This is a genomic window from Sorangium sp. So ce367, from assembly GCF_051520455.1.
Lineage (GTDB): Bacteria > Myxococcota_A > Polyangia > Polyangiales > Polyangiaceae > Sorangium > Sorangium cellulosum_B.
Genome location: NZ_CP150334.1, coordinates 9,809,914 through 9,823,158, shown reverse-complemented (window position 1 = coordinate 9,823,158; position 13,245 = coordinate 9,809,914). Strand labels below are relative to the sequence as shown.

Here is a 13,245-nt window from a genome sequence, read left to right as displayed (position 1 = left end):
CCCGAGTGCTCGTCCACCTGCTGGCGCAGCGCCGAGACCTCGCTCACGCAGCTCGCCGTCGAGGGCCCGGGCTCGACAAGGTCGGCCGCCCGCCGAGACGGGCTTGACACGATCCGCGCGATTCATGCTACGGTGCCCCCGAAGCCACCCGACGTTGCGATGGCGGCCCGGCCTGCGCCGGTCCGTAGCGCGTCCCTGGTGGCCTGCGCGACCCGAGACCACCGGGACGACCTTCGTGGTCGCTGAGGCTCGGCGAAACATGGTTGAGACGAAGTCGGGGGCCACGACGCTGCCCCTCCTCACGTTTGTCCTCCGCAACTACAAGAATTTCAACGCCCGCGCGACGCGCGACGCGCTCCTCGCCTACTGGGAGCACATCGAGCGCGGTGGGAAGATGTTCTGGGCCGTGGCCGGAGCGATGTCCTCGGCCCAGCTCGGCATCACGCTGGCGCCGGCCATCCGCGCCGGCCTGATCCACGGCATGTCCGTGACCGGCGCCAACCTGGAGGAGTCGCTGTTTCGCCTCGTGGCGCACGACGGCTACCGTGACTTCCCCGACTACCGTTACTTCACCAAGCAGGACGACACGCGCATCCTCGAGAACCGGATGCGGCGCGTGACCGACACGAGCATCCCCGAGGACGAGGCCTTCCGCGCGGTGGAAAAGCACATCGTCCCCATGTGGGAGCGGGCGACGGCGAGCGGCGAGCGCCATTTCTGGCACGAGTACTTCTACAAGCTGGTCCGGGCGGTCGAGCCCGCGCTCCACCGCGGACCGCCCGAGGAGTGCTGGCTGCTCGCCGCCGCGGAGGCCGGGCTGCCGCTGGTCGTCCCGGGCCACGAGGACTCGACCTTCGGCAACATCTTCGCGTCCTACGTGAAGCGGGGCGAGTGCAGCGCGAGCATCGTGAAGTCGGGCATCGAGTACATGGCCGCGCTCTACGACCAGTACCGTGAGCTCAGCGCAGGCGCGGGCGTGGGGTTCTTCCAGATCGGCGGGGGCATCGCGGGGGACTTCCCCATCTGCGTGGTGCCGTCGCTCAAGTACGATCTCGAAGAGCCGGCCCGGCCCTGGGCCTACTTCTGCCAGATCTCCGACTCGACGACGTCTTACGGCTCGTACTCCGGCGCCACGCCCAACGAGAAGATCACCTGGGACAAGCTGACCGAGGACACGCCCATGTTCGTGATCGAGTCGGACGCGACCATCGTGGCGCCGCTCCTGCTCGGGGCGCTGCTCGAGTGCAAGCGCTACCCGGCCGAGGCTCGGGCCATCATCGAGGCGCGCGGCGCGTGAGCATCGACGGCTCTCCTTATTCCTGTCCCAGAAGCGAGGTTGTGAGACGATGAGCAAGAAGAAGGTCCTGATCACGGGCGGCGCGGGCTTCCTCGGGATCAATCTGGTGCGGCACCTGCTCGAGCGCGGTTATGAAGTCACGTCGCTCGATCTCCTGGACTTCGACTATCCCGAGCGGTCGAGCATCCGCGAGGTGCGCGGGGACATCCGTGACGCTGCGGTCGTCGACGAGGCGGTGAAGGGGCAGGACTTCGTCGTGCACACGGCGGCCGCGCTGCCCCTGTACACGGCGGAGGAGATCTACACGACCGACGTGATCGGCACGCGCGTGGTCATGAGCGCCGCGCGCCGCCACGGCGTCGAGCGCGCGGTTCATATCTCCTCCACGGCCGTGTATGGCATCCCCGACCACCACCCGCTCTGCGAGGACGACCGGCTCGACGGCGTGGGCCCGTACGGGCAGGCCAAGATCCAGGCCGAGGTCGTGTGCCTCGAGGAGCGTGGCCGGGGGCTCGTGGTGCCCATCATCCGGCCCAAGTCCTTCATCGGACCGGAGCGGCTCGGGGTCTTCGCCCTGCTCTATGACTGGGCGCTCGACGGCAAGGGCTTCCCCATGATCGGCGACGGCAAGAACCGCTACCAGCTCCTCGACGTGGCCGATCTCTGCGAGGCGATCTATCTGTGCATGACGAAGGACGCGTCGATCGCCAACGACACCTTCAACATCGGCGCGAAGGACTTCACCACCATGGGTGAGGACTACCAGGCGGTGCTCGACGCGGTGGGCAAGGGCAAGAAGATCGTGCCCTTCCCGGCGGCGCCGGCGGTGCTCGGCCTGCGCGCGCTCGAGGCGATGGGCGTGTCGCCGCTCTACAAGTGGGTCTACGAGACGGCATCGAAGGACTCGTTCGTGTCGATCGAGAAGGCCGAGCGGGTGCTCGGCTTCACGCCGAGGTACTCGAACAAGGACGCGCTGGTGCGCAACCTCGAGTGGTACCGGGCGCACAGGAGCGAGTTCGAGAGCCGTTCGGGCGTGACCCATCGCGTGCCCTGGAAGCAGGGCGCGATCGGCCTGTTGAAAGCCTTCTTCTGAGGGGCGCGCGGCCCCGGGGAGAGCGAGATCATCCTCACGAGTCACCCGCAGCGGACCCCGGAATGAGCATCGACGACGACGCCCCCCTGCTGCAGGTGATGAGCCATCTCGGCCTGACCCGGGATGCGCTGCTCGGCATCGGCGGTGAAGCCTGCGTGTTCGCGCTGGGCGGCGAGCGGGTCGTGCGCGTCCACCATCCCGGGACCGTCCGGGAGACGGTCGTTCGACGAGCCCAGCTGCTCGAGGGCTTCCACGAGGGCGCGAGCGCGGTGCCATTCGCGATCCCGCGTGTCCTGGAGATGACCGAGCTGCACGGCCGCCTCATCACCTTCGAGCCGCGGTTGCCCGGGCGGCCCCTCTTGCAGGTGCTCGGCGAGGCGGCCGGCGCCGAGCGGGAACAGCTCATCATTCGCTTCCTCGAGGCCTCGACGCGCCTGCGAGCCCTGCCCGTGAGCGCTGCCTGGTACGGCGACCTCTGCGAAGCCGAGCCGATCCGGACGCCCTCTTACCGCTCTTACCTCGAGCTGCGCGCAAGGAAGAGCCTGACCTGCGCCGGGAGCGCGTTCGACGGCATCGATCCGGCGCCTCTGGCCGCCGCGCTGCCCGAGCCGGAGCGACCGAGCTTCGTGCACATGGACTTCTATCCAGGCAATGTGCTGGTCGAAGGCCAGGAGGTCAGCGCCGTGATCGACTTCGGGGGCCTACCCATCGTGGGAGATGCTCGGCTCGATCCGCTCTCTGCCGTCATCTACCTCACGCCGTTCATCACCACGACCGCCACGGATCGCGATCGACGCCTCGCCCGGGAGTGGCTGCTGGCCCAGCACCTGGACGCGCTGTTCGAGCCTGCAGAGCGATGGCTCGCCGCCCGCTGGTCGTTCGCGACCGACGACGTGCGCTTGCATCGATGGTGTCGACGCGTGCTGCTCGGACACCAGGGGGATCCGTGAAGCGGATTCTTGGACCGACGCGGCGGGCGGTTGCTCCGGCCGTCCACTCGGGGTCGCCCGCCTGCTTTGCCGATCGCCCAGGCGGGGGTGGAAACCACCCGGCGAGTCAGGGTGACGGCGCTGCGCATGAGGCCGACGCGAAGCCCGGTACGCTCCGGCGGTCGCCGCGCCGCTAGAAAGATACGGCGGAGCGCTTCGCTGACGCGGCGCTCGCTACTTTTGGTAACGTGTGAGCCGCTCGCTACTTTTGGTAACGTGTGAGCCACTCGCTACTTTTGGTAACATGTTAGCCATTCGTGCGATGCGTCGATGCGCGTGCGTCGTGCATAATCCTTTGAGCGCCTTCCGGGGGTTTTGTATCCTCACCCCATGCTCAAATCATCGCGATTCTTCCACTTCGAGAATTTTCCTGCGTCATCATCCTTGGCGCTCGGTGCGATGTTGTTGCTGGGCACGCTGCACGTCAGCGGCTGCGGCGATGACGGGGAGGACACCACCAGCGGCGGCACCACCGGTGGCCAGCAGACGACGAGCAGCAGCAGCAGCGGCGGCACGCCGGGAAGCTCCTCCTCCAGCGGCGGGGATCCCGGCGCGACCTCGGCGTCGGCCGGGGGGGGCGACGGCGGCTCGAACCCCGCCGGCACGGGCGGCGCGGACCCTGCCGGTGGCGGCGGCTCGGACCCCGCCGGCGGCACGGGCGGAGCGGGTGGAGCAGGAACGGGCGGTAGCGGTGATGGAGGAGAGGCGCCCGAATCCGGCCTTCCGCCGGGGCCCGGCGCTGGCAACGTGCCGAAGCCGGCCGGCGCGGCCGGCGGGTTCAAGGTAATCGACTGGGCCGGCTTCGCGGGCGCCGTGACGTACAGCTTCGACGACGTGAACCAGACCCAGATCCAGCACTTCGATGAGATGATGGCGCTCGACGTGCCGTTCACCTTCTTCGTCTGGACCGGTAAGCAGGAAGCGAACAACGCGGTCTGGAAACAGGCTCTGATGCGCGGGCACGAGCTCGCCAACCACACGAGGAGCCACTCGAGCAACGACAGCGGCTCCGATACGGACGCCGCGACGAAGGACATGAAGGACAAGTACGGCGTCACGCCGTACACGATGGCAGCCCCGAACGGCGCGGGTGTATACGAGGGCATCGCCCGGACGCGCTTCATGATCAACCGCGGCGTGTCCAACGCCCTGATCGGCCCGAACGACAACAGCAATCCGTTCGTTCTGCCCACCTACATTCCCCCGACCAACGCTTCCAAGGCGCAGATGGACTCGGAGGTCGCGAGCGCGCGAAGCGGCAAGAAGTGGCGCACCTTCTGCATCCACGGCTTCACCGGCGGCAACGACGGCGCCTATCAGCCCATCCCGTTCCAGGCCTGGGTCGATCACGTCAAGGCTGTCAAGGCGTACGGCGACGTGTGGATCGGCACCATGGAGACCATCGGCGCCTACTGGCGCGGCCAGAAGGCGATCACCGACGGCTCCAACACCAAGAACGGGAACGACACGACCTACAACTGGACGCTCCCCCAGAACTTCCCGCCGGGCAAGTACGTGCGCGTGACGGTCACCGGCGGCACGCTCAAGCAGAACGGCACCGCGCTCAAGTGGCATCCGCAGGGCTACTACGAAGTGGCGCTCGACGCGAAGTCCGTCACGCTCTCGCCGTGACGCGAGCCGCCCGAAGCCCGCGCCGTTCACCGGCGCGGCTCCGGGCGGAGCCGATCTCACCCGGGGCAGGCCCCGCAGCTGGGGCTTGACGTCTCCGGAGCGTTTGGGTCTCCTCTCCCCCAGCCAGAGCGCGTCTCATGCCTGACATCAGCGGTAGAACCATGGGGAGCTTCGCTCGGTTGCTCCGCGAGCCGGTCCTTCATTTCCTCTTCATCGGCGCGCTGTTGTTCCTCGGCCACCGGCTCGTCGCCGGCGATCCCAGGGAGATCGTCGTCAGCACGGGGCTGAAGGCGGACCTGGAACGGCAGTTCCGCGACACCATGGGGCGGGCGCCGACGGCGGCTGAGCTGGCGGAGGCGCTCGACGGGTGGAAGCGGGACGAGGTGCTCTACCGCGAGGCGCTGCGGGAGGGCCTCGATCGGCAGGATGCGACGGTGCGCGTCGCGCTGGCCGAGAGGCTGCGGACACGGGCGGCTCAGCCGATGGCGGCGCGGGAGCCGACGGATGCGGAGCTGGACGCGTGGCTGGCTTCTCACCGGAGCCAGTACGAAACGCCGCTCCGGTACGATTTCGAGGTCGTGGCCTTCTCCAGGAGCGATCCGGCCGCAGAGGAGCAGCGGTCGACCTATCGACGTGCGCTGGCCGACGGCGCGGACCCACGAACGCTCGGTCGTCCCATCGAGGGTGGCAACCTCACCCGCGATTCACTCGCAGCCAAGTTCGGACCCGCGGTCGCCGAGAGCATTGGCAGCTCGCCGCTCGCCACGTGGCAGGCCCTGGAGACCCAGGACAGCCTGCTGCTCGTGCGGGTCAACCAGACAAGCGGGGGGCTGCCCAGCCGCGAGGCGATCCGCGCGACCCTCACCCTCGACTGGACCGCCGCACGGAAGAAGGAAGCCGTCGACGAGTTCGTCAAAAGCCTCCTCGCGCAGTACAGGTTCAAGGAGAGCCCTTGAATCGTTCGCGTCTGCTCCGGCTGGCTCGTTTCCTGCCGTTCTTGCTGGTTCTGCTTCTGGCGCCTGCCCCCGCGGCCGGCCACGCGCTCAACTCGGCGCTTCTTTCGCTGACGGAGGTCGAAGGTCACGACGGGCGGTTCCTTGTGCGCTGGCAGGCGAGCTCGTCCGCGCTGGCGGCCGACCTCGCGACGCCCGCCGTGTTCCCCGCGGCCTGCAAGCTCGACGGAGCAGCTCTCGACTGCGGTCACGACGGCCTGGTCGGCACCATCGAGCTCCCCTGGCTCGAGGGGACCGAGACCAACGTGATGGTGGTTGTCGAGTGGCGGAATGGAAGCCGGCTTGTCCGGGTGTTGACCGGCAACGACCCGAGCCTGGTGGTCTACGGTATTCCGGCGTCCGCCGGGCTCGGCGCGCTCCGGCCGATCATGGTCGATTACACGTGGCTCGGCGTCGAGCACATCCTGACCGGGTTCGACCATCTCCTCTTCGTCATCGCGCTCACGCTGCTCGTGAGCGGCGGCCGGAAGCTGCTCGGCGCCGTCACGGCCTTCACGGTCGCGCACAGCCTGACGCTGGCCTGCGCCGTGTTCGGCTGGTTGACGCTGCCGGCCCCGCCGGTCGAAGCGGCCATCGCGCTCTCGATCGTGCTGATCTGCGGCGAGTGCATACGGCCGACCGACTCGCTCACCCGCCGGGCCCCATGGGCCGTCACGTTCGCCTTCGGGCTGCTTCACGGGCTCGGGTTCGCGTCGTCGCTGCTCGACATCGGGCTGCCGGAGAGGCATGTGCCGATTGCGCTCCTGTTCTTCAACGTGGGCGTGGAGCTCGGTCAGCTCGGCGTGATCGCGCTGGTGGTCGCGCTGCGCCTCCTTGCCGCGCGCGTCCCCACGCAACCAGCGACCGTGAGGCGCGGCGTGGTGTATGCGATGGGCGCAATGGCAGGCTACTGGTCGATCGAGCGCGTCGTGGCGATGCTGACGGAAGCCAGCATGTAGCGGGGCCCGCAGGCAGCGGCGTGGAGGCGGCCCCCTTCGCGCTGCGCCGCAGGCCCGGCAGGCGCCTCGCCGCTCACCGCTTCTTCTCGCCGCCCGCTGGCGCAGCGGGCGCGCCGCCCCCCGGTGTCGCGTCCACCGCGCCCGGCCCGAGCAGCGTGCCGCACATCGTCTTGCACAGGATGTCGGTCGGCCTGCACTCGCACTTGCCCTGCTGCTTGAGCTCGAGCTTCCCGCGCATCTCCTCGACCGTGAACTGCGCCATCCGCTCGACGCGAGCCATGTCCCACCCCTCCTGGACCTGCCGGGGCGTCCGCGGCTCGGTGGCCTTGCCGTCGGGCTCGGCGCAGCAGCGGAAGCTCAGGAAGTAATAATAGAACCCCTCGTCATGGGTGTAGATCTTCGGCCGGCACTGGTTGCGCACGCCCTTGTACCAGGGGCCGCCGGTGTGGACGCTGTCGAACTTGCCGCGCCAGCCGCCGCTCGTCTCGCTCGCCACCACCTCGTCGGTGTTCGCGGGCAGGTCGGCGACGCCATAGTCGCTGATGCATTCGGGCTGCGACCCGCTCGGCACCCCCTTCCAGAGGCGGGCCAGCTCGCCTGGATCGCGCTTCGCGACCTTCTTCATGTCGGGATCGTCCCAGAGGTGGTCGCCGTTGCACTTCGTCGCGTCGCGCGAGTACCCGTAAGGGAACGGCTTCATCTCGGGGCCCTCGCAGGCGAGCGTCCACTCCGACTCGGTGCAGAGGCGCTTGCCGACGGCGGCGCACTTGACCTGCGCCTGGTGGAAGCGGTTCATCACCTCGGGCCGCTCCCCCTTCTTGTTCGGCCACTCGTACGTGTCGATGCAATAGCGCTTCTTCGTCTTGTCGCCTGTGCAGCGGGCCGGGGCGGGGGCGAACTCCTCGCAGATCGTCTTCTTGTTCGACTTGTCGTACCAGCTGCGGAGGCAGCTGTGCTCGACCTCGCTGCAGTACTCGCCCTCGACGAGCTTCATGTCGGCCGGGCACGCCTGCTCCTCGGCGGCGGCGGTCTCCCCGCCGGCCGTCCCCGCCTGGGCGGCGGGCGCGCCGGCCTCCGGGGCGGCGGGCGCCGCGGCTCCGGCCTCGGCGGGGGACGCCGCGGCCGCGGGCGGGCGGCCGTCGTGCGCGCGCGGGGAGGGCAACGGCTGGGCGGGCTCCGGGGGCGCGCCGGAGCAGGCGGCGGCGAGCGTCAGGGCGGGGAGGGAGAGCGGGAGCAGGAGGCGTCGCATGCCCGGCGTCATAGTCGAGATCGCGGCGAGGGGAACCAGGCGTCGCGCCCCCGGATCGACGCCGCGCGCCCTGGCCGGGCCGGAGGCGGTCCGGCGGGGGCCGTGCTCGCTCCGGGCGGCGGCGCGCCGGGCGCTCTCCGGGAGCCCCGGCTCCACGATGTGGCGCTGCGGATCTCCCCCTCTGCTCCGGCAGGCCATCGACGCGCACTGTTCGCCGTTCCCGCCGGAGGCGCGTGATATCGTGCGCCCGAAGGCAGGAGGAGTATCGCTGATGATGCGTACGGCTCGTTTCGGTTCGCTGGTCCTTGCGTTCGTCTTTGCCGCTTCGGCGGCCGCCGTTTCGTGCGGCGACGACGGCGAAGCCCCGTCCAGCGCGGCAAGTGGCAATGGCGGTGAAGGCGGCGGGGGAGCAGCGGGGGGCGGGGGAGCAGCGGGCGGCGGCGCAGGGGGAGCGGACCCTGGCGGCGTGGCGATTCCCGATCTCGACGGGGATGTCCGGGCGGTGACCGACGAGCTCGGGGTCCTTCATCTCGAGTGCGCGTCCGACGACGACTGCTTCGCCGCGCTCGGTTACTTCCACGCTCAGAACCGCTTCTTCTTCATGGATTTCATCCGCAACCTCGTCGAGGGGTCGCTCGGCGGGCTTGTGAAGGCGGGCGCGCAGGTGCTCGAGCAGGACTATCGGAACCGCCATTTCTTCACGACGCGCGACGGCGAGCCGCTCGAGAGGGTGCTCTACGAGCAGGCGAGCCCGGAGGTGAAAGGGCATCTGGTCGCGTATGCGCGCGGCGTGAACGCCTGGCTCGCCGACATGCGGAGCAAGAGGAACGGCGCGACGCTGACCGTCGAGTACAACCTCGCGCTCATGGTGAAGGACGCGATCCGCGACTGGACGCCGGAAGACAGCACCGCCGTCGGCCTCTACGTGCTCAACGACCTCTCGAACAACAGCGGGGGAGAGCTCGAGCTCGCCGCGCAGATACCGCTGTTCGACGCGGCGCTCGCCGCCGATCTGTTCTCGCCCGCGCCGGTGTTCGACGCGTCCACCGTGCCCGCCGCGCAGACGGCGGACCTCGTGCGGCCCTTCGCCCCGGTGGCCGTGTCGCGGCTCTCGCCGCACCGGGCGCTCCTCACGGGCGCGGCGGAGCGCGCGGCGAAGGTCGGCGACGGCCGGCGCAAGATGGCGGGCGACGCCGGGTCGAACAACTGGGTTGTCGGTCCGGGCCGCACCGAGAGCGGCCACGCCATCCTGGCGAACGATCCGCACCTGTTGCTCGGCAATCCCAGCACCTGGTTCCCCGTCGAGATCGACGCCAGGAGCCGGGGCGACGGCGAATACCACGTCGCCGGCGCCACGATTCCGGGCCTGCCGAGCGTGATCATCGGACAGAACGAGTCCATCGGCTGGGGCGTGACCACCGCGTACTACGACCTGGCCGACGTCTACCTGGAGACGCTCACCGGGGACGGCGCGTCGGTCGCTTTCAAGGGGGAAGACGTGGCGATCGTCGAGAAGAAGTTCTCGTTCAAGGACGCGGCTTCCGGCGAGACGATCGAGAAGACCTTCCGCTGGGTCCCGCACCACGGGCCCATCGTGAGCGAGGACGCGGACGCCGGCACCGCCGTGACCATCCGGTGGCGCGGGCACGACGGCGGGACGGACCTCGACGCGCTCTTCGCCCTCGGGCGCGCCGGAAGCGTCGCCGAAGCCAGGAGGGGGCTCGAGGCGGCCAGCTTCGTCAGCCAGAATTTCGTCGTCGTCGACACCGAGGGCAACATCGGCTGGTTCCCGTACAGCAAGGTGCCGGCGCGGCCCTGGGCGTCGCCCGAGGTGCCCGCGTGGCTGCCGCTCCCGGGTGACGGAAGCGCAGAGTGGGGGGACCCGATCCCGTTCGCCGAGCTGCCGCAGCTCCTCAACCCGCCTCGGGCCGCGATCGCGACGGCGAACGGCGACATGACGGGCGCGACCGCCGACGGCGATCCCACGAACGACGGGCAAGGCGCGCTCCAGGCGTGGGGCAAGGCCGACGGGACGCGCCAGCAGCGGATCCTCGATCTGCTCGACGAAGGCGGCGACGCGCATTCGCCCGACACCATGGCGGCGATGCAAGGCGACACGTACTCGCTCTATGGCAGCTTCGTCGTGCCTGCCGTGCTCTCGGCGGCGGAGCTGGCGACGTTGACGGACGAGGAGCAGGCGGTCGTCGACGCGCTCGCCGCCTGGGATTACACGTGTCCGACAGGGCTCGACGGGCACGATCCGGTGGACGCGGGCAAGGTGGACGACGCGACGCTCGCCGCCGAGTCGATCGGCTGCACGGCGTTCCACGCGACGTTCTATGCGATCGTGAGCGAGGCGCTGGGCGACGAGGCGGCGGCCGCGGGCCTCGATGAGCCCGGGTTCGGGCTGACCGTCGTGGCGCGCGCGCTGCGCGATCCGGCGCGCCTGAGCTCGGGCCCTCTGCTCTGGGACGACGTGACCACCGACGGCGTGGCGGAGACGCAGGACGACATCGTGCTCCGGGCGCTCGCGAAGGCGGCCGCTTCGCTCGCGGTCATCGGCCCGGCGGACGACTGGCGCTGGGGCCGCGTCCACACGCTCACGCTCCGCAGCATCTTCGATAACTTCGGCCTCGCCGTGTACAACGACGGGCCTTATGCCGCGCCGGGCGGGCTCTTCACCGTCAACGTCGCCAACCCGAGATCGCGCGCGCTCCCGGCGGACGGCAAGAAGCCCAGCTTCGCCTTCGCCAACGGGCCGTCGATCCGCCTCGTCATCGACGCCGATCCGGCGGGCCCGAAGATGCGCTTCGGGCTCCCCGGCGGGTCGGACCTCCACCGCGAGAGCGCGTTCTACAACAACCTCCTTCCGCAATGGCTCGACAACGAGCCGCTCGAGTTCCACTTCGGGCCGGGCGCGGTGACGGATCCGGCGAGCGTGGTCAACGTCTCTCCGGCGCGCTGACCCCGCTCGCGCCGGCGCGTGATCCAGACTCCCAGGATCCCTCGGCTCCGTGGGCTCCTGGGACACCGATGATTCCATTCGAACGCGCAGAGAAGACCGTTGCGTCTAGGGTTATCCCCTGCTCGTATCCGGCCGCGCCTGGCGCCTTCTCCTGCGCTGCGATGAGGCGAGAATGAGCATTGGCCGTGAAGCGATCCCTGATTCGTGACCTGCGCCGGAGTCTGAATTACCTATCCCCCCATCGCGCGAGACTTTCCGTGTGCCTCGCGCTCACGCTCCTCTCGGGCGGCCTGCCCGCGCTCGAGCCGCTCGCGCACCGCGCGATCTTCGACCAGATCTCGGCGAGCGCCGGTGTCTTCGGCCCCGGGAGCGGGCCGGCCGCGCCCGTGGAGCAGAGCGCCCGGGCCCTCGCCTGGCTGACGCTCGCCCTGTGCGCGCTCGTCGTCCTCCGGCAGATCGCGGAGGGCCTGGGGGCGCTCGCCGTGTGGCGGGTGCGGCTCCGCATCAACCGCGACCTGCTCGACGAGACCACCGCGCGGCTGCACGCGCTGCCCCTCTCGTACCATCAGGAGAGGGGCGTCGGAGAGACGATGACGCGGGTCGATCGCGGCATCACGTCGCTCATGGACTGCCTTGCTTCGGTCGCGTTCCAGCTCTTCCCCGCGCTCGTCTACCTCGTGGTCTCGCTCGGGATCATGCTCCGGCTGAGCCCGCTGCTCGCGCTGGTCGCGGTCGGGTTCATCGTGCCTCCGCTCCTTCTGGGCAGGGCGACGACCGCGCGCCTCGTGGAGCGCGAGCGCGAGGTGCTCGACCGCTGGTGCGGGATCTACAACCGCTTTCAGCAGGTGCTCTCGGGCATCAAGACGGTCAAGGCGTTCGCGCGCGAGGCGGACGAGCACGCCCGGTTCATCCGCTCCGTCGAGGAGGCGCAGGGCGAGGTGCTCCAGAGCATCCGCCTCCAGACGCGGCTCTCCGCGGGCCGGAGCGTCTGCGTCAACATCGGCCGTGTGGCGCTGCTCGGCGTGGGGGGCCTCCTTGTCCTCCGCGGGGAGCTCGGCGTGGGAACGCTCGTCGCGTTCCTCGGCTATGTCGGCGGCCTCTATGGCCCTGCGCAGACGCTCCTCGGCGTCTACGAGACGGCGCGCCGCGCCGAGGTCGGCCTGGCGGCGATCTTCGGCGTGCTCGACGCCGAGGTCGCGGTCGCCGATCCGGAGCGCGCCGTGAGCCCGGAGCACATCCGCGGCGACCTCGAGCTCGATCAGGTGAGCTTCCGCTACCAGCACGCCGCCGGGCGGGCGGTCATCGACGGGGTCTCGCTCTCGATCCGGGCCGGCGAGTTCGTGGCGGTCGTGGGCCCGAGCGGCGCCGGGAAGAGCACGCTCGCCGATCTGCTCCTGCGGCTGCACGATCCGACCTCCGGGGCGATCCGCATCGACGGGCTCGACCTCCGGGCGCTGTCGCAGCGCGCGCTCCGGCGGAAGCTCGGCATCGTCACGCAGGAGCCGTTCCTCTTCGAGGACACCATCGAGGCGAACCTCCGCTATGGCTCGCCCGACGCGACGAGCGAGGCGCTCCACGCCGCGGCGCGCGCCGCCTGCGCGGAGGAGTTCATCGAGCGGCTCCCCCTCGGGTACCAGACCCTCGTCGGCCGCGGCGGCGTGGCGCTCTCCGGCGGAGAGCGGCAGCGCCTGGCGATCGCGCGCACGCTGCTCAAGGACCCGTCGGTCGTGATCCTCGACGAGCCCACGAGCAGCCTCGATATCGAGAGCGAGACCGCGGTGCAGCGGGCCATCGAGGGGCTCTCGCGGGGCCGCACAACGCTGCTCATCGCGCACCGGCTCTCCACCACCCTGCGCGCCGACCGCGTCGTCGTCATCGAGGGCGGGCGCGTCGTCGAGCAGGGCCCGCCCGCGGCGCTCCTCCGCCGCGGCGGGGCGTATCGCCGGATGATGGATCTCTGGCGGGCGCACGAGCCCTCCGGGGCGAGGGGCCTCGGCCACCGAGCGGGTGTGCTGGAGCCAGCGCTGATCGAGGCCGCGGCGGTGCCCGGCGCGTGAGCGGATCCCGAG

Annotated in this window: 9 protein-coding genes; 8 read left to right on the top strand and 1 reads right to left on the bottom strand. The window is 70.1% G+C overall.

The genetic code is table 11. The features are described from left to right. Positions 1 to 259 precede the first annotated feature (259 nt). The 6 genes from WME97_RS37215 (at position 260) to WME97_RS37190 (ending at position 6,962) form a co-directional block, all read left to right on the top strand. On the top strand, positions 260 to 1,297 hold the full coding sequence (locus tag WME97_RS37215) for a deoxyhypusine synthase family protein (RefSeq protein WP_437544838.1): 1,038 nt from the start codon (positions 260 to 262) through the stop codon (positions 1,295 to 1,297). 49 nt (positions 1,298 to 1,346) lie between these two features. Then, positions 1,347 to 2,390 (top strand): NAD-dependent epimerase/dehydratase family protein, encoded by a 1,044-nt coding sequence (locus tag WME97_RS37210; protein ID WP_437544837.1) that lies wholly within the window; start codon positions 1,347 to 1,349, stop codon positions 2,388 to 2,390. Between the two features lie 62 nt (positions 2,391 to 2,452). Next, a complete protein-coding gene (locus WME97_RS37205; protein ID WP_437544836.1) occupies positions 2,453 to 3,340 on the top strand; it encodes a phosphotransferase family protein in 888 nt (295 codons plus the stop codon). Between the two features lie 369 nt (positions 3,341 to 3,709). Further along, positions 3,710 to 5,011 carry a polysaccharide deacetylase family protein gene (locus tag WME97_RS37200; RefSeq protein ID WP_437544835.1) on the top strand — a complete coding sequence of 434 codons (1,302 nt, stop codon included), beginning with the start codon at positions 3,710 to 3,712 and terminating at the stop codon, positions 5,009 to 5,011. A gap of 161 nt (positions 5,012 to 5,172) precedes the next feature. After that, positions 5,173 to 5,967 (top strand): hypothetical protein, encoded by a 795-nt coding sequence (locus tag WME97_RS37195; protein ID WP_437544834.1) that lies wholly within the window; start codon positions 5,173 to 5,175, stop codon positions 5,965 to 5,967. Continuing rightward, positions 5,964 to 6,962: a HupE/UreJ family protein gene (locus WME97_RS37190; RefSeq protein ID WP_437544833.1), complete on the top strand. Its 999-nt coding sequence runs from the start codon at positions 5,964 to 5,966 to the stop codon at positions 6,960 to 6,962. The genes WME97_RS37195 and WME97_RS37190 overlap by 4 nt, the downstream gene beginning before the upstream one ends. A 73-nt stretch (positions 6,963 to 7,035) precedes the next feature. On the opposite strand, the gene WME97_RS37185 is transcribed toward WME97_RS37190, so the two are convergent. Next, positions 7,036 to 8,211, bottom strand: a complete 1,176-nt coding sequence (locus tag WME97_RS37185) for an SUMF1/EgtB/PvdO family nonheme iron enzyme (RefSeq protein ID WP_437544831.1) — start codon at positions 8,209 to 8,211, stop codon at positions 7,036 to 7,038. A gap of 466 nt (positions 8,212 to 8,677) precedes the next feature. On the opposite strand from WME97_RS37185, the gene WME97_RS37180 reads away from it, so the two are divergent. After that, a complete protein-coding gene (locus tag WME97_RS37180; RefSeq protein ID WP_437544830.1) occupies positions 8,678 to 11,176 on the top strand; it encodes a penicillin acylase family protein in 2,499 nt (832 codons plus the stop codon). 257 nt (positions 11,177 to 11,433) lie between these two features. After that, entirely contained in the window at positions 11,434 to 13,233 is a 1,800-nt protein-coding gene (locus WME97_RS37175) for an ABC transporter ATP-binding protein (RefSeq protein ID WP_437544829.1), read from the top strand. Positions 13,234 to 13,245 lie beyond the last annotated feature (12 nt).

What these genes read in the sequence shown, in the direction of transcription:
- WME97_RS37215 (WP_437544838.1), top strand. Translation starts at nt 260, where the DNA reads ATGGTTGAGACGAAGTCGGGGGCCACGACGCTGCCCCTCCTCACGTTT.
- WME97_RS37210 (WP_437544837.1), top strand. Translation starts at nt 1,347, where the DNA reads ATGAGCAAGAAGAAGGTCCTGATCACGGGCGGCGCGGGCTTCCTCGGG.
- WME97_RS37205 (WP_437544836.1), top strand. Translation starts at nt 2,453, where the DNA reads ATGAGCATCGACGACGACGCCCCCCTGCTGCAGGTGATGAGCCATCTC.
- WME97_RS37200 (WP_437544835.1), top strand. Translation starts at nt 3,710, where the DNA reads ATGCTCAAATCATCGCGATTCTTCCACTTCGAGAATTTTCCTGCGTCA.
- WME97_RS37195 (WP_437544834.1), top strand. Translation starts at nt 5,173, where the DNA reads ATGGGGAGCTTCGCTCGGTTGCTCCGCGAGCCGGTCCTTCATTTCCTC.
- WME97_RS37185 (WP_437544831.1), bottom strand. Translation starts at nt 8,211, where the DNA reads ATGCGACGCCTCCTGCTCCCGCTCTCCCTCCCCGCCCTGACGCTCGCC.